The sequence below is a fragment of the Ruminococcus sp. FMBCY1 genome (assembly GCF_023921805.1).
Taxonomy (GTDB): domain Bacteria; phylum Bacillota; class Clostridia; order Oscillospirales; family Acutalibacteraceae; genus Ruminococcoides; species Ruminococcoides intestinale_A.
The window spans coordinates 1,426,853-1,444,259 of record NZ_CP074197.1 but is presented as its reverse complement, the minus strand read 5'-3'; the positions used below and the strand labels follow the sequence as shown (position 1 = coordinate 1,444,259).

The window sequence follows — 17,407 nt, the reverse complement described above, 5'->3', positions numbered from 1 at the left end:
TTATTACTTGCTTTCCTGCAAAGTTATGGTAACTTTATCTGTACTGCCGTTTGAGCTGCGGTAATATTCAAGCTCAATTGTATCGCCTGCTTTATGGCTTTCGAGTATATCATAAAACTCGGCGAAGTTGCTTACCTTTTTACCGTCGGCACCTGTGATAATATCGTTTTCTTTAAGGTCTGTGTTTGCGCAAGGACCGTCCTCGTCAATGCTGTAAATCGCAATGCCCGCAGGCGTGTTTCCACTGCTCTGTACATTTTCACCTGTAACGCCAATTTTTACTCTGCCCTGCACATAGCCGTATTTCATAATGTCATCAATAACATCTTTTACTGTGGCAGAAGGAATTGCAAAGCCCATACCCTCATAATCTGTAGCGGCGATTTTTGCGGATGAAACTCCGATTACCTGACCGTACATATTTACAAGAGCGCCGCCGGAATTGCCGGGGTTAATGGCTGCATCTGTCTGAATGAATTTTACATTTGTCGTAATACTGCTCTGTCTGTCAACTGCAGATACAATACCCTGAGTGATTGAGTTGTTATACTTAACTCCGCCGGGATTACCTATAGCTATTACACTTTCACCAAGTGAAACATCTTTGGAGTTACCGAAGTTTGCGACCTTAAGTCCGCTTGCATCGTCCATTTTCAAAAGAGCAAGGTCTGTGCGTGTATCGTAACCAACAACACCTGCTTTGTACTGCTTGCCGTCGGAAGTAACGACCTGTATAAGGTAGAGAGTTTTGCTGTTGCCGACTACATGAGCATTTGTAATCACATAACCGTCTGATGTAATTATAATTCCGCTGCCCTGCGAAGTGCACTGTGAATCATCTGTGATTTCGTCTGAATAGCAAAGAACGCCGACAATAGAATCTGTTACTTCGTTGCTTGCATATTCGGTGTTGTATTTGGAATCTTTGGCATCGCTCGGTTTAGCTTTTAAGTCAATTCCATCATAAGAAGAATTTGTCTTGTTGCTGTAATCGGATTCATTATGCTCTTGAGTGCTTGAACTATCATTGTTAAAGTACGGACTGTCACTCGGTAATGTAAATGTATAGCTGTTATTTGTATTATTTTTGTTGTCGTTTGAATTTGACGCAACATAGGCAATCATTCCGCAGATACTGCCTACACAAAGCAATGACAGCACAACTATTATTACAATTATGCCGGGTGTCATCTTTTTGCGTGGCATATTCGGCATTGGCGGTTGTGCGTATGTATTTGAATAATCAACAGGCGGCTTTTGCTGCGGTACATAAGGCTGTCCGTATGGCTGCTGATTAAAGTTTGGCTGTTGATAATTCTGCTGTCCGTACTGCGGTTGATATTGTTGATACTGAGGTGCGTACGGTTGAGAATATTGCTGCTGTGTATTAGCGTATTGTCCATACTGAGGCTGATACACAGGTCTGCCGCCAGCCTGCGGATTGCCGTACGGCTGATATTGAGGCGGTTGCGGATTAAACGGCTGTTGATATTGCGGATTCGGATTATACTGCTGATTAAAGTTTGGGTTGTATTGTCCGTTGCAGCCGTTGTTTTGATAATATCCGTTTTGCTGCGGCTGTTCAAAATTCGGTGTTTGAGGAGCAAAGTCATTTTGCGGTTGCTGAGGTTGAGAAAATCCATTTTCAAACGGTTTTTCAGGCTCAAAATTTCGATACTGCGGTGTTACCGATTGTTCGTTAGTCGTTTCTGCGTTGTTTTCTGAATTTTCGGTTTCAAAAACAGGCGCAGTCTGCGGCTCGGTCGGTTTTTCGGTAAAAGGCTTTTCAGGTTCAAACTGATTATTAGAATTGAAATTATTATCCATAAAAATATCTCCTTATTAGTAATGCATAATTCGTACTTGTATAAAATAATTAAGTCAAACTTATATGTTGCAAACTTTTTAATTATGAATTACTAATTTATAGCTTTCATAAGTATTATATATCTTTATTGTTTTAAAAGCAACAAAATTATATCACGCTTATGTGAGTATATATTGAAAATTAGGTGATTTTACAAGATTTTTCCTGTAATTTCTTCAAAAAACCAAAAAACTTTTGCAAAAGACTTTATATTTGAAATGATTTATTGTATAATAAAAGTAACTCGGAGCGACTATATTTTTTGTTCCGAAAATTTACTACAAAGGAAGATTAATATGCCATTAGTAAACGCTAAAGAAATGCTTACAAAAGCAAAAGCAGGCCACTATGCAGTTGGTCAGTTCAACATCAATAACCTTGAGTGGACAAAGTCAATTCTTTTAACTGCTCAGGAGCTTAACTCACCTGTAATTCTCGGTGTATCTGAGGGCGCAGGTAAATATATGTGCGGTTACAAGACAGTCGTTGGTATGGTAAACGGTATGCTCGAAGAGCTTAACATTACTGTTCCGGTTGCTCTCCACCTTGATCACGGTTCATACGAAGGCGCTAAGGCTTGCATTAAGGCAGGTTTCAGCTCAATTATGTTTGACGGTTCTCACTACCCAATCGAAGAGAACATTGCTAAGACTAAGGAACTCGTAGCTGCTTGTAACATTCTCGGTCTTTCACTTGAGGCTGAAGTTGGTTCAATCGGAGGTGAGGAAGACGGCGTTATCGGTATGGGCGAGTGCGCAGATCCTAAGGAATGTAAAATGGTTGCTGACCTCGGCGTAACAATGCTCGCTGCAGGTATCGGTAACATTCACGGTAAGTATCCTGCAAACTGGAAGGGCCTTAGCTTTGAAACTCTTGATGCGATTCAGCAGCTTACAGGCGATATGCCACTCGTTCTCCACGGCGGTACAGGCATCCCTGCTGATATGATCAAGAAGGCTATTTCACTCGGTGTTTCAAAGATCAATGTAAATACAGAGTGCCAGCTTGCATTTGCCGATGCTACAAGAAAGTATGTTGAGGCAGGTAAGGACTTAGAGGGTAAGGGCTTTGACCCAAGAAAGCTCCTTGCTCCGGGTGCAGAGGCTATCAAGGCTACTGTTAAAGAGAAAATGGAACTCTTCGGTTCAGTTGGTAAGGCTTAATCGTATAGCTTAATATTTTCACAAATTTAAGGCTTCGTCTTTTGACGGAGCCTTTTTTGTGCTGCACACTTTGTTGCTCACATATTTTCAACAAAATAATGCACAAAATTTCGTTGGTGAAATTTTGAATTAATATTGACATATATTATTAACTGTTGTAACATATTAATATAATATTTTGAGAAAATGCGGAATATTAAATCAAAATTACAAAGAGGTTGATAATGTGAAATATAATAAATTATTAAAAGGTATTACTGCTTCCGCACTTGCACTTACAGTGCCTATGTCAATGCTTGCTATGGGCGGATTGGCAGTGTCGGCAGCAAGCACCGATGAAAATGTAGGCGAAGGCACAAAGATTTACTTTGATATTGACTCAACAGGTTGGGAAAACTATACTACGATTTATTGCCATATCTGGAGAGCTGACGGTACGGGAGAATGGACAAATTGGCAAACAAGGAAAGAAATATGCACTAAAGAAGATAACGGTTTATACTCCTATGATGTTGCAAAAACTGGCAATGCCGACGAAATCGTGCAGTCGGGCGACCACAATTACTATTGCGTAATTTTCAGTGCAGACACAGGTATGCAGACATATAACACAATTATGAACGGCAACTGCCTTGGCGATACCTGCTATGTTACAGGTAATTTATTGGAAAATCCTGCAGACAGTTGGAAAACATGTACAGAGGCGGCATGGAAGAATCATCCCGAGTGTGGTCCTGTAAAAGCAATTACTTCAACAAGCAGGGTAATAGGTTCTGCTTTACCTGACGGTGTGACCGATGCCGATCTTTTGGCAGAGTATTTATGTGTATACTTTTACGAAGAAGTCGATCCCCAAGAAACAGGCAACCTTGCAAAAATACTTAATGTTAAGAAAAATGACCTTATCGACAGCGTTAAAGTAAAAATTAATAAACAAAAAGCTGATTATCTTAACGATGATGAAGCAGAAAAAAAGCTGAATACTATTCTTGATGTTATTAATACCGCTTACCAAGATATTTCCGATTCGGACGAGTATGATATAAACCTTGACGGTAAGTTTGATGTACAGGATGTTACATATTTGCAGTTAGGCATTTCGGGAAAAAATCAGTTTAACGATACGCAGAAAGAAATTGCCGATTATAACAACGACGGCAAAATTGATGTTCAGGATGTAACGAAAGCGCAAATGATTATTTCAGAAGTAACTGTACCGGTTAAACCGAATCCCACGCCCGATCCTGAGCCAGAGCCTGAGCCTGAACCTACAACAAGCTATAACAGAGAATTTGCTGACAGGGTTATTGAACTTGTAAATATTGAGCGTGCCAAAGAGGGACTGAAACCGCTGAAAAAAGATGATACACTTAACGGTCTTTCTGATATTCGTGCAAAAGAAACAGTTACTTTATTTGATCATAAACGACCTAACGGTACAAAATGGTCAACAATTCTTAAGGAAAACAATGTATCTTACACTAATGCGGCTGAGAATATTGCATCAGGATATTCAACACCGGAGGATGTTGTGAATGCATGGATGAATTCGGAAGGTCACAGAGCAAGTATTATGAGCAAAACTTATGAAAAAATCGGTGTTTCTTGCTATATCGATAATAATTCTAAATATAAATATTATTGGGATCAGTTGTTTATAAAGGACTAAAAAGCAATATGACGAATATAAAAGCAATACTGTATGATATGTACGGTATTGCTTTTTATTTATGCTACACATAACCAATACTTTATCTATTGAAAATTTAACCAAAATGATGTATAATATAATATTAGTACGAAAGAATGTAGTACGCATTATTAATTAAAAAGGAAGTAATTTTATGGCTAAGAAAGAATTTAAATCAGAGTCAAAAAGACTTCTCGACCTGATGATTAATTCAATTTATACTCATAAGGAGATTTTCCTTAGAGAGCTTATTTCAAATGCAAGCGATGCTATTGATAAGCTTTGCTTTATTGCACTTACAGACGATAAGCTTAATATGAGCAGAGATGATTTTAAGATTTTTATAAAGCCCGACAAGGAAAACCGTACACTTACAATTACCGATAACGGTATCGGTATGGATAAAGACGACCTTGAAAACAACCTTGGCACAATCGCATCTTCGGGTTCATACAAGTTTAAGCAGGAAATGAGCGAAAAGCAGGACGATATTGACATTATCGGTCAGTTCGGCGTCGGCTTTTACTCCGCTTTTATGGTAGCAAAGAAAATTACCGTTGTTACTAAGAAATACGGCTGTGACACAGCTTACAAGTGGGAATCGGACGGTGCAGACGGTTACGAAATCACCGAAACAGAGAGGGACGAAATCGGTACAACAATTGTACTTGAAATTAAGGACAATACAGAGGAAGAAAACTATGATGAGTTCCTTGAGCAGTACAGAATCCAGGGACTTATCAAGAAGTATTCCGACTATATCCGCTATCCGATTATGATGGATATGACTCACAGCAGAGTTAAGGAAGAAACCAAGGACAGCGAAAAACCGGAGTATGAGGATTATACAGAAACCGAAACTCTTAACAGTATGCTCCCAATCTGGCAAAGAGCAAAGAAAGATGTTAAGCAGGAGGAGTACGATAATTTTTATCGTGAAAAGTTTATGGCTATGGACAAGCCTTTGCATACAATCGTAACTTCCGTAGAGGGTGTTGTTACATACAAGGCATTGCTTTTCATTCCGTCACAGGCACCTTACGATTACTATACAAAGGAATACAAAAAGGGACTTCAGCTTTATTCAAGCGGTGTTCTTATTATGGAAAACTGCGAGGAGCTTTTACCTGAACATTTCAGATTTGTAAAGGGTATTGTTGACAGTGCAGACCTTTCTCTTAACATTTCAAGAGAGATGCTCCAGCATGACCGTCACCTTATCACTATTGCACAGAACATTGAGAAGAAGATTAAGAACGAGCTTACTTCAATGCTTGCAAATGACAGAGAAAATTATGAAAAGTTCTTCAATGCCTTTGGCAGACAGCTTAAGTACGGAGTATCTGCCGACTACGGTATGCATAAAGAAGAATTACAAGACTTACTTATGTATTACTCTTCTACAGAGAAAAAACTTGTAACTCTTTCGGAATATGTTGACAGAATGAAAGAGGATCAGAAGTTTATTTACTTTGCAGTCGGCGAGAACATTTCTTCAATTGACAATCTCCCACAGACAGAACTTTTGCGTTCAAAGGGTTACGAAATCCTCTATTGTACAGAAGAAATTGATGAGTTCTCACTCCAGACACTTATGCAGTATAAGGATAAGAAATTCTGCTCGGCAACAAACGATGACCTCGGCATTGAGAATGACGAGAACAAAGAGGAAGAAAAGGACAGCAGTGCAATCCTTACTTTTGTAAAAGAAACACTCGGCGACAAGGTAAGCGAAGTTGTTGCGTCTAAAAAGTTGGTTTCTCACCCTGTTTGCCTTACCGCAAAGGGCGGAATTTCATTTGAAATGGAAAAGTACTTCAACGCAGTTCAGCCTGACAGCGGTATGAAAGCTCAGCGAGTTCTTGAGCTTAATATGAACCACTCGGCTGTAAAGGCAATGGAAAGCGCAGTGCAGACAGACATTGAAAAAGCAAAGAAGTACGCAGAGCTTCTCTACGATCAGGCTCTCCTCATTGCAGGACTTCCGATTGAAAATCCCGGCGAATATGCAGATCTCGTTTGCAGTCTTATGGTGTAATTAAATAATTATCTTAAAGCGGTTGCATTAGTTGCATCCGCTTTTTTGTTGCAATTTTTGTGTGTGCGTGTTATTATAAAAACGGGTGATTTAATGAAAAAATCCGGAGTGTTTACATTCTTTTATAGGCTGTTGCTCACGCTTATGCTTATGGTCGGTATTAACGGCATTTTTCTTGCAGAGATGCTTGACAGGTGGTATTTGCCGCTTATCAGTGTTTTTGCGTTTGTTGCCGCAAATGTTTTTCCGTCCGGTGCAAAGGACGGCTATCCGTCTTTTAAATTCAGAATGATTGCACACGGCAGTGAATTGCTCTTGCAATTTTTAATAACAACTCTGCTTTCAAGTGTGATTTATATTCAGTCGGCTTTTCAAATGTTACCTGACAATTGGGTAAAATGGGCGCTGTGCCTTGGAGGTGCTCTGCTTGCGGAGTTTATTTTGTTTTGGAACGGTATCATTTCCGTTTATTGCACATCGGTTCAACTTGGTATAAAGCATAGGTTTATCGGAATAATTTGCGGTTTTATTCCGATTGTAAATTTATTTTGTCTTGGCGTTATTATAAAAATAACTATGCAAGAGGTTAATTTTGAGATTGATAAAGCCGAACAAGACAGAAAAAGAATTAATGAGAAAATTTGCAAAACAAAATACCCTGTGTTGCTTGTGCACGGTGTGTTTTTTCGTGACAGCACATATTTCAATTATTGGGGCAGAGTGCCGGCAGAGCTTATTGCAAATGGCGCAGAAATTTACTACGGTAATCACGAATCGGCCGCATCTGTAGATGACAGCGCCAAAGAGATTGCCGAGAGAATTAAACAAATCGTTGCGGAAACAGGTTGTGAAAAGCTGAACATTATTGCTCATTCAAAGGGCGGGCTTGATTGCAGAAAGGCGATTGCCTGTTACGGCGTTGAAGATATGACAGCATCGCTCACCACAATAAACACTCCGCATCGTGGTTGCGGTTTTGCCGACTATCTTTTAACAAAAGTTTCGCCTAATGTTAAAAACAAAATTGCTTTTGCATACAATAACGCACTTTTAAAGTTTGGCGACAAAAATCCCGACTTCATCTCTGCCGTAACCGACCTTACGCAGGCAAATTGTACGAAACTTAACGCTGATGTATTTGACTCACCAAAGGTTTATTATCAGAGCTTTGGCTCAAAGCTGAACAGAGCGTCGGGCGGAAAATTTCCGCTTAACTTTTCATACAATCTTGTAAAATATTTTGACGGCGAGAATGACGGCTTGGTTTCAGAAAACTCCTTTGCCTGGGGCGAAAAATATACATACATTACTAAAAAAGGTAAAAGAGGTATTTCTCACGGAGATATGATTGACCTTAACCGTGAAAATATTAAGGACTTTGACATAAGAGAATTTTATGTGCAGATGCTTGCAGACTTGAAAAAATCAGGTTATTGATAAGGAGGATAAAGATAAATGAAAAGAAAAGACTATATTTCATGGGACGAATACTTTATGGGTGTGGCTATTCTTGCCTCAAAGCGCAGTAAAGACCCGAACACTCAGGTGGGTGCGTGTATTGTAGACAATAACAATATCATTCTTTCAACTGGTTACAACGGCTTTCCTTTCGGCTGTTCCGATGATGATTATCCGTGGTGCAGAGATGGTGAAGACACAAAGTACAGCTATGTGGTACACGCCGAGCTTAATGCTATACTTAATGCAAGAGGCAAAAATCTTAAGGGCGCAAGGCTGTATGTTGACCTTTTTCCTTGCAACGAATGTGCAAAAGCCATTATTCAGTCGGGTATAGCAGAGGTTGTTTATCTTTATGATAAATATGCCGACAGCGCCGCAACTGTTGCGTCTAAAAGAATGTTGCAGTCGGCAGGGGTAGCGTGCCGTAAATTTACTTCCGACAAAAAGAGCCTTTCAATTGATTTTGAAAAGTAATATTGAGAAAAATATATAGCCTTTGACTTGTTTTCGGTCAAAGGCTATAAGATTATTTGAGATAGCATTAATAAATTATGGTTTAGCAAATTGATTTTCCAAGCAATTATAAAAGTTTGGTCAACTTTTTCAAAGGCTGTGGGTGTGGGCAAAGCCCACAAATACTTTCCGCTTATGCAATGATGTGACCTTTTTGTGTTAAAGTTGACAAATAAAAAAATTTATATTTTTGATGATTGTATATGTAACTGAATTGCACAATTTTGTATTGACAGTAAATTTCATATTTGCTATTATTTTTATTGTATATTGAGAAGTATATAAAATATTTTGTCATAATGACAAGGAGAGAAAATAAATGAAAAAAATATTAGCATCAATTATTGCTGTGGTTTTAGCTGTAAGCGGGTTATCTGTGATTTCAATTACAGCAAATGCGGCAACTATTTTTATAAGCGGCAACTATGAATATACTGTAAATTCAGATGATACCGTAAATATTGCGGGATATAAGGGTATAGCAACTGATATTATAATTCCGTCACAAATTTTAAATAAAAATGTTGTAAAAATTTCTGATAATTCTTTTTACAACAATAGCACATTAACTTCTGTTAAAATACCAAATACAATAAAAGTTGTCGGTTCAATGGCATTTCACAATTGTACAAAACTTTCAAAAGTTACATTACCAAGCAATCTTACGGAAATTGGCTATAATGCATTTGAAGGAACAACAGCACTTACAACAATTACAATTCCAAAAACAGTTACAACAGCCGGTAATAATGTATTTAACGGTTCGGCACTTAAAACAGCCGCTATAGAAAACGGCGCAACAGCAGTAGCAGACAATCTTTTCAGTAACGCTAAAAATTTAACTAAAGTAACAATTCCGAATACAGTAAAGAAAGTAGGCTCAATGTCATTCTACGGTTGTAAAAGTCTATCATCGGTAACATTGCCAAATACTCTTACCGAAATCGGCTATAGCGCATTTAACGGAACAACAGCGCTCACAACAATTACAATTCCAAAAACGGTTACAACAGCCGGTAATAATGTATTTAACGGTTCGGCACTTAAAACAGCCACTATAGAAAACGGTGCAACAGCAGTAGCAGACAATCTTTTCAGTAACGCTAAAAATTTAACTAAAGTAACAATTCCGAATACAGTAAAGAAAGTAGGCTCAATGTCATTTTATCATTGTGAAAAACTTTCGTCGGTAACATTGCCAAATACTCTTACCGAAATCGGCTATAGCGCATTTAACGGAACAACAGCGCTCACAACAATTACAATACCGAAGACTGTAACCAAAGCAGGCAGTGATGTGTTTGAAGATTCGGGACTAAAAACAGCCACTATAGAAAACGGTGCAACAGCAGTAGCAGACAATCTTTTCAGTAACGCTAAAAATTTAACTAAAGTAACTATACCGAATACAGTTAAAAAAATCGGCTCAATGTCATTCTACAGTTGTAAAAGTCTATCATCGGTAACTTTGCCAAATACTCTTACCGAAATCGGCTATAGCGCATTTGACGGAACAACAGCGCTCACAACAATTACAATACCGAAGACTGTAACCAAAGCAGGCATTGATGTATTTAACGGTTCGGCACTTAAAACAGCCACTATAGAAAACGGTGCAACAACAGTAGCAGACAATCTTTTCAGTAACGCTAAAAATTTAACTAAAGTAACAATTCCGAATACAGTAAAGAAAGTAGGCTCAATGTCATTTTATCATTGTGAAAAACTTTCATCGGTAACATTGCCAAATACTCTTACCGAAATCGGCTATAGCGCATTTAACGGAACAACAGCGCTCACAACAATTACAATACCGAAGACTGTAACCAAAGCAGGCATTGATGTATTTAACGGTTCGGCACTTAAAACAGCCACAATCGAAAACGGCGCAACAGCAGTAGCAGACAATCTTTTCAGTAACGCTAAAAATTTAACTAAAGTAACAATTCCGAATACAGTAAAGAAAATCGGTTCAATGTCCTTTTATGACTGTACAAAATTATCCTCGGTAACTTTGCCGAATACTCTTACATCAATCGAAACATCTGCATTTAAAAATTGCCAAGCTATGAAATCTATTACTATTCCAAAGAGTGTTACATATTTTGGTACAACCGCAGTGGGCTATAGTGATGGCAGCGTTATTGACGGATTTATAATTTACGGCTATAAAAATACAAAGGCGCAGACATACGCAATCAAAAATAAAATTACATTCAAAGCATTGCAGGAGGAAACTGTACCTGTAGGTGATATAAATAATGACGGCAAAATAGATGTATCGGATGTTACATACTTACAGATGTATCTTTCGGGCAATTCATCATATGTAATTAAAAATACAAAGACGGCAGACGCAAACGGCGACGGTAAAATTGATGTTGCCGATGTTACAAAGATTCAGACTATTATTGCTTCGTAATTAAAACTTAATATTAAAAGTACATTAAAGCTGTTCGGGCAAGAGTTATCGAACAGCTTTTTGCTTTTATAAATGATAAAATACGGGAATAAAAAGACAGTAATCGGGATAGAATATTTTTGAATAATCTTGACTGATTTATGACTGAATCTGAATGACTTAAAAATGCAAAAGCAAAATCACTTGTTAAAACGTACAAAATTATATGCAATTTTTGATATAAACTAACTGAATTTCAATTTTGATGAATTTTTTTGAAAGAATTTGCTTGACTTTAACAAAACAGGTGTTATAATGTAGTCAAGAGGTGAGGGAAATGCTTACTCAGGAAAGATATCAAACAATACTTCAAATATTAAGCGAGAAAAACACAGTCACGGTACAGGAGCTTACAAAGCTTTTGAATACATCGGAGTCAACCATAAGGCGTGACCTCACAACACTTGACGAGATGGGCAAGCTTAATAAAGTATTCGGAGGAGCAACCTCAATTCACCAGCTTTCGGGCGTATATGAGGCTGATGTGAAATCAAGAGAAGGTATAATGCTTGACGAAAAGAAAGCAATCGCAATTTATTGTGCAAAACTTATTAACGATACGGATTTTGTATATATAGACGCAGGCACAACCACTGATATTCTCACAGATTACATTACAAACAAAAACGCAACCTATGTTACAAACGGTATTACCCACGCAAAAAATCTTATAAGAAAGGGACTTACAACATACACAATCGGCGGCAGAATCAAACCTGCTACCGAGGCTATTATGGGCGCGGAAGGTTTAAGGTCGCTGAAAACCTTTAACTTTACAAAATCCTTTATGGGTACTAACGGAATTGAATTAAATGCAGGCTTTACCACTCCTGATATGGAAGAGGGCTTGATCAAAGAGGAAGTTATAAAAAGAAGTTATATGTCTTTTGTTCTTGCCGACAATACCAAATTCAGAAAGGTATTTCCGATTACCTTTGCAGAGCTTAAAGACTGCTGTATTATAACCGACAAACTCCCGTATAATGAGTTTTCGGAAAAAACAATAATCAAGGAGGTTATGAAGTGATTTACACAGTTACACTAAACCCGTCAATTGATTACATCGTTCGTCTTGATGAGCTTAAGACAGGCATTACAAACAGAACAACAAGTGAGGAATATTACATCGGCGGCAAGGGAATAAATGTTTCGTGCGTACTTGCCGAACTCGGTATCAAGAGCACAGCGCTTGGTTTTGTTGCAGGATTTACCGGAGAGGCTATTGAAAAAGGTCTTAAAAATCCTAAAATCACAGCAGATTTTATCACGCTTAAAAGCGGAATTTCAAGAATAAACATCAAAATCAAGGCAGGCGAAGAAACCGAAATCAACTGTCAAGGACCGCACATAGATGAGGAAGAACTTTTGAATCTGTTTGATAAAATCGACAATATTCAGAGTGGTGATACACTTATCATTGCAGGAAATATTCCAAATACATTGCCTGACGATGTTTATGAAAGAATCATCGAAAAACTTGACGGAAAAGATGTAAGAATTGTAGTTGATGCAACTAAAAAGTTGCTTGTTAATTCACTAAAATACAAACCGTTTTTAATCAAACCGAATCGTCAGGAGCTTTCAGAAATTTTTGACACAACAGTAAAGACAGAAAGCGATGTTGTCAAATATGCGCAGGAATTGCAGAAAATGGGTGCAAAAAATGTTCTCGTTTCTCTGGGCGGCGACGGTGCATTACTTGTTGACGAATTCGGAAAGGTTCATAAAGAGGGCGTTATTAAAGGTCACAAGGTACTGAATACAGTAGGCTCGGGTGACTCGATGGTAGCAGGCTTTGTAGCCGGCTGCATTGACAAAAATGATTACGCCTATGCGTTAAAGCTCGGCAGTGCCTGCGGAAATGCAACAGCATTTTTAAACGGACTTGCCACAAAAGATAAAATTGATGAATTGCTCGCTCAATTCTGAGTGGGTAGAAATAAATAAACTAAAAAGGAGAAAAATTTATGCGTATTACTGATTTATTAAAACAAAGTGCCATAGAGCTTAATGTATCAGTGGCATCAAAACAGGCAGCAATCGACAAGCTCGTTTCATTGCACGAAAAGAGCGGAAACCTTGTAAACGCAGCCGAGTATAAGAAAGGAATCCTCGCAAGAGAGGAAATGGGAACAACAGCAGTCGGTATGGAAGTTGCCATTCCGCACGCAAAGAGCACAGCAGTTAAAGCTCCTGCACTTGCTGCAATTACAGTTCCTAACGGTGTAGATTATGAGGCTCCGGACGGACAGCCTTGCAAACTTATTTTTATGATAGCGGCTACAACAGACGGCGATGTTCACCTTGAGGTTCTCGCAAGACTTATGCAGCTTTTAATGCATGAAGATTTTACAGCGAAACTTAAAGCCGCAAAAACTCCGAAAGAATTTATCTCTATTATTGACGCAAAAGAAACAGAGAAGTTCCCCGATGAACCAAAGGCAGAAGTTCCTGCAAAGAAGGGTTACAGAGTTCTTGCTATCACAGCTTGTCCAACAGGTATTGCTCATACTTATATGGCGGCTGAATCACTCCAGAAAGCCGGCGACAGCCTTAACATTCCGATTAAGGTTGAAACAAACGGTTCGGGCGGTGCAAAGAATGTGCTTACCGAAGAAGAAATTGCAAATTGTGACGGTATCATCATTGCCGCTGACATCACAATAAATCTTGCCCGTTTTGACGGCAAGCCCGTTTTACAGTGTGCCGTTTCAGACGGTATTCATAAGCCGGAAGAGCTTATCAACAAGATTGTAAACAAAGAAGTTCCCGTATATCATCACAAAGGCGGTTCTGCAGATGCTCCAAAGAAGAGAGGCGGCGCTTACGGTCACCTTATGAACGGTGTATCACATATGCTCCCGTTCGTTGTAGCAGGCGGTATTTTCATTGCAATTGCATTCCTCATTGATATTGCATGCGGTGTTAACGCACAGGAGGCTGGCAGTACATTCGGTACGGTAACTCCTGCAGCCGCATGGTTTAAGACACTCGGCGGTGTGGCATTTAACCTTATGGTTCCTATTCTTTCCGGCTTTATCGCAATGTCAATTGCAGACCGTCCCGGCCTTCTCGTTGGTCTTGTAGGCGGTTTCCTTGCAACATCAGGCGCAACCTTTGCAGATCCGGGTGCTGTTAACACAGTTCCGTCAGGCTTCCTCGGTGGATTGCTTGCAGGTTTCGCAGGCGGTTACTTAATGCTTGCTATTGAAAAAATGTGCGATAAGATGCCTAAGGCTCTTGAGGGTATCAAGCCCGTTCTCATCTATCCGCTTCTCGGACTCGGCGGTATTCTTGTTGTAATGTGCGCAGTCAACCCGTTCATGGGTATGATTAACTCAGGTATGTCAGACGGCCTTAACGCTATTGCCTCTAACCCTGCAATGATGGTTCCGCTCTGTGCGCTCCTCGCAGGTATGATGTCTATCGACATGGGTGGTCCTTTCAACAAGGCAGCTTATGCATTCGCAACACTTAACCTTGCAAACGCAGACGATCAGGCATACATCATTATGGCAGCAGTTATGATCGGCGGTATGGTTCCTCCAATCGCAATCGCTCTTTCAAACACATTCTTCAAGAATCGTTGGACAGACGAAGAAAGAAAGAATGCTCCCGTAAACTATGTAATGGGACTTTCATTCATCACAGAAGGTGCAATTCCTTACGCAGCAGGTCATCCGCTTCAGGTTATCCCTTCATGTATCGTTGGTTCTGCAGTAGCAGGCGCATTTTCAGCTCTCTTTGGCTGTAAGCTTATGGCTCCTCACGGCGGTATCTTCGTATTCGCAACAATGCAGGGTACATGGTATTTCTACCTCCTTGCTCTTGCAATCGGTGCAGTAGTTTCAATGTTTATGCTTGCACTTCTTAAAAAACCTCTTAACAGAGAGATTAAAAAAGTTAAATAAATTTCACAAAAAATCTTCCATTCTTTCTTAAAATATGATAAAATAAACTTAATTCAGACAGGGAGTAACCCTCCCTGTCTGACACAAAACTATTATAAAGGGGTTTTCTATTATGGTATCAAAAAAACTTACATTAAATAATGCATCAGGTTTTCATATGCGTCCCGCATCAGTATTTGCAACAGCAATGGCAAAGTTCCAGAGTGATGTTACAATTGATTTCAACTCAAACAAAATCAATGCAAAAAGTCTTTTAAATATTATTGCAGCTTGCATTAAGTGCGGCAGCGAGTTTGTAGTAGAATGTAACGGTCCTGACGAAGAAGAGGCTCTTGCAAAGGCAGTAGAGCTTATTGAAGGCGGACTTGGTGAATAAAAACGGGAGCGTGTCTTTTGGCACGCTTTCTTTCTAAAATTTGAAAGCAGGTGAGGTTATGTTACACGGAACACCCGCTTCCGAGGGTATCGGACTCGGAAGAGTAATGATTGTAGAAGAAGCAAAACTTGAATATAATAATGTAACTGTTACGGATACCGAGGCAGAGGTTGAGCGTTTCAGAAATGCGGTTAAAATATTTTGCGACAATACTGCGGCACAGGCAGATGCGCTGAAAGCGTCGGCAGGTAAAAAAGAGGCAGAAATTCTTGAGGGTCACATTCAGATGATGAAAGACCCGTATATGTGCGGCGAAATCGAAAAGTTGATTGATAACGGTCAGTGTGCCGAGGCTGCACTTGAGTATATGTGCGATATGTTCATCTCTATGTTTTCTGCCACAGATGACGAACTTACACAGCAGAGAGCGGCAGATGTAAAAGACTTAAAAACAAGTATGCTAAGCATTTTGCTCGGAGTAAAAGAAGTAAAACTTTCGGCAGCGCCAAAGGGTACGGTAGTTGTCGCAAAAGAACTTACTCCGTCCATGACAGCAGGCATCAATAAAGAAAATATTGTCGGAATTATTACCGAAACAGGCGGCAAAACATCTCATTCGGCTATCCTTGCAAGGGCACTTGAAATTCCCGCCGTGCTAAGCGTAAACGGTGCGGTTTCAAAACTTTCGGCCGGTGCTTATGTAATCGTTGACGGCAGTGAGGGCGTAGTAATTGATGAGCCGGATGACGCTGTTATTCAGGAGTACGATACAAAGAGAATTAATTTTCTTAAAGAGCGCAAAGAACTTGAAAATTTCAGAGGCAAGGCAACTAAAGCTTTAAGCGGTGAGGAATATGAGCTTTTCTGCAATATCGGCAAGCCGGAGGATGCAATAAAGGCAGTTGATGCAGACGGCGAGGGCGTTGGTTTGTTCAGAACTGAATTTTTATTTATGGACAGAACCGCTTTGCCTACAGAGGACGAGCAGTTTGACGCTTACAAAAAGGCGGCACTTACATTAAAGGGAAAGCCTGTAATTATCAGAACTCTTGACATCGGCGGCGACAAGGAAATTCCTTATCTCGGACTTAAAAAAGAGGAAAATCCTTTCTTGGGCTTCAGAGCAATCAGATATTGCTTAAAGCATAAAGATTTGTTCAAAACACAGCTCCGTGCAATTGTAAGAGCAAGCGCTTTTGGCGATGTAAGAATTATGTTCCCGCTTATTACAGCCGTTGAAGAACTTAGAGAGGGCAAGGCTCTTGTTGAAGAGGTTAAGGCTGAACTTAGGGAACAGGGAGTAGAATTTAACGAAAATATCCCTGTAGGCATTATGACAGAAACCTCGGCGGCAGTTATGATTGCTGATATTCTTGCAAAAGAATCCGACTTTTTCAGCATTGGTACAAATGACCTTACGGGTTATACAATGGCTTGCGACAGAGGAAATGACGATGTTGCATATCTGTATTCTCCGTTACAGCCAAGTGTATTAAGGGGCATTAAGTATATTATTGATTGCGCAAACAAGAATAATATTTCTGTAGGTATGTGCGGCGAGGCAGCGGCTAACCCGATGATGGTGCCGTTACTTATGTCATTCGGACTTACCGAGTTCAGTGTATCCGCACCGTCGGTATTAAAGGTAAGAAAAACAATTTCTACATGGTCAAAGGCAGAGGCAGACAAGGTTGCCGAAAAGGTACTTGCAATGACTACCGAAAAAGAGATAAGCGACTATCTTAAAACTCTTTTATAATTAATCAGATAACAAGTTTCATAATCAAACTCTAAATAATAGTTTGCGAAGGGCAGTGTTCGTTTGAGCACTGCCCAAAGCCTTTTCTGAGGTTCTTTATCAAAATTGGTTTAATTTATGGCTTAGCGGTGTACATCTGCAAAACCGTGATTAAACAATATTCCTTTT

12 protein-coding genes are annotated in these 17,407 nt (G+C 39.4%); 11 read left to right on the top strand and 1 reads right to left on the bottom strand.

Going from position 1 to position 17,407, the window contains the following annotated elements:
* Positions 1-3: 3 nt before the first annotated feature.
* A complete protein-coding gene (locus tag KGF34_RS07110) occupies positions 4-1,827 on the bottom strand; it encodes a trypsin-like peptidase domain-containing protein (protein ID WP_252558570.1) in 1,824 nt (607 codons plus the stop codon).
* A gap of 336 nt (positions 1,828-2,163) precedes the next feature.
* Between KGF34_RS07110 and fba the strand changes: the two genes are divergently transcribed.
* The 11 genes from fba (at position 2,164) to ptsP (ending at position 17,239) form a co-directional block, all read left to right on the top strand.
* A complete protein-coding gene (gene fba, locus KGF34_RS07105) occupies positions 2,164-3,030 on the top strand; it encodes a class II fructose-1,6-bisphosphate aldolase (RefSeq protein WP_022235575.1) in 867 nt (288 codons plus the stop codon).
* Positions 3,031-3,256: 226 nt separating this feature from the next.
* On the top strand, positions 3,257-4,699 hold the full coding sequence (locus tag KGF34_RS07100) for a CAP domain-containing protein (RefSeq protein WP_252558569.1): 1,443 nt from the start codon (positions 3,257-3,259) through the stop codon (positions 4,697-4,699).
* A 175-nt stretch (positions 4,700-4,874) separates the two neighbouring features.
* Positions 4,875-6,758: a molecular chaperone HtpG gene (htpG, locus tag KGF34_RS07095; RefSeq protein WP_186935494.1), complete on the top strand. Its 1,884-nt coding sequence runs from the start codon at positions 4,875-4,877 to the stop codon at positions 6,756-6,758.
* A gap of 93 nt (positions 6,759-6,851) precedes the next feature.
* Positions 6,852-8,195 (top strand): triacylglycerol lipase, encoded by a 1,344-nt coding sequence (locus KGF34_RS07090; protein WP_252558568.1) that lies wholly within the window; start codon positions 6,852-6,854, stop codon positions 8,193-8,195.
* Between the two features lie 18 nt (positions 8,196-8,213).
* On the top strand, positions 8,214-8,693 hold the full coding sequence (locus tag KGF34_RS07085) for a dCMP deaminase family protein (RefSeq protein ID WP_186935491.1): 480 nt from the start codon (positions 8,214-8,216) through the stop codon (positions 8,691-8,693).
* A gap of 358 nt (positions 8,694-9,051) precedes the next feature.
* On the top strand, positions 9,052-11,154 hold the full coding sequence (locus tag KGF34_RS07080) for a leucine-rich repeat protein (RefSeq protein WP_252558567.1): 2,103 nt from the start codon (positions 9,052-9,054) through the stop codon (positions 11,152-11,154).
* 316 nt (positions 11,155-11,470) lie between these two features.
* The gene (locus tag KGF34_RS07075) at positions 11,471-12,220 is read left to right on the top strand and encodes a DeoR/GlpR family DNA-binding transcription regulator (RefSeq protein WP_022235581.1); all 750 of its coding nucleotides are present in this window, start codon (positions 11,471-11,473) and stop codon (positions 12,218-12,220) included.
* Entirely contained in the window at positions 12,217-13,122 is a 906-nt protein-coding gene (pfkB, locus tag KGF34_RS07070; RefSeq protein ID WP_022235582.1) for a 1-phosphofructokinase, read from the top strand. Before KGF34_RS07075 ends, pfkB begins: the two co-directional genes overlap by 4 nt.
* Positions 13,123-13,160: 38 nt before the next feature.
* Positions 13,161-15,104 carry a PTS fructose transporter subunit IIABC gene (locus KGF34_RS07065; protein ID WP_252558566.1) on the top strand — a complete coding sequence of 648 codons (1,944 nt, stop codon included), beginning with the start codon at positions 13,161-13,163 and terminating at the stop codon, positions 15,102-15,104.
* Positions 15,105-15,216: 112 nt separating this feature from the next.
* Positions 15,217-15,480 (top strand): HPr family phosphocarrier protein, encoded by a 264-nt coding sequence (locus tag KGF34_RS07060; RefSeq protein WP_195411201.1) that lies wholly within the window; start codon positions 15,217-15,219, stop codon positions 15,478-15,480.
* Positions 15,481-15,538: 58 nt separating this feature from the next.
* Positions 15,539-17,239, top strand: coding sequence for a phosphoenolpyruvate--protein phosphotransferase (gene ptsP, locus KGF34_RS07055; RefSeq protein WP_252558565.1), 1,701 nt, complete (start codon positions 15,539-15,541; stop codon positions 17,237-17,239).
* Positions 17,240-17,407: the final 168 nt, after the last annotated feature.

Excerpts from the sequence above, each read along its gene's own strand:
- KGF34_RS07110 (WP_252558570.1), bottom strand. The coding sequence starts at position 1,827 with ATGGATAATAATTTCAATTCTAATAATCAGTTTGAACCTGAAAAGCCT.
- fba (WP_022235575.1), top strand. The coding sequence starts at position 2,164 with ATGCCATTAGTAAACGCTAAAGAAATGCTTACAAAAGCAAAAGCAGGC.
- htpG (WP_186935494.1), top strand. The coding sequence starts at position 4,875 with ATGGCTAAGAAAGAATTTAAATCAGAGTCAAAAAGACTTCTCGACCTG.
- KGF34_RS07090 (WP_252558568.1), top strand. The coding sequence starts at position 6,852 with ATGAAAAAATCCGGAGTGTTTACATTCTTTTATAGGCTGTTGCTCACG.
- KGF34_RS07085 (WP_186935491.1), top strand. The coding sequence starts at position 8,214 with ATGAAAAGAAAAGACTATATTTCATGGGACGAATACTTTATGGGTGTG.
- KGF34_RS07080 (WP_252558567.1), top strand. The coding sequence starts at position 9,052 with ATGAAAAAAATATTAGCATCAATTATTGCTGTGGTTTTAGCTGTAAGC.
- KGF34_RS07075 (WP_022235581.1), top strand. The coding sequence starts at position 11,471 with ATGCTTACTCAGGAAAGATATCAAACAATACTTCAAATATTAAGCGAG.
- KGF34_RS07065 (WP_252558566.1), top strand. The coding sequence starts at position 13,161 with ATGCGTATTACTGATTTATTAAAACAAAGTGCCATAGAGCTTAATGTA.
- KGF34_RS07060 (WP_195411201.1), top strand. The coding sequence starts at position 15,217 with ATGGTATCAAAAAAACTTACATTAAATAATGCATCAGGTTTTCATATG.
- ptsP (WP_252558565.1), top strand. The coding sequence starts at position 15,539 with ATGTTACACGGAACACCCGCTTCCGAGGGTATCGGACTCGGAAGAGTA.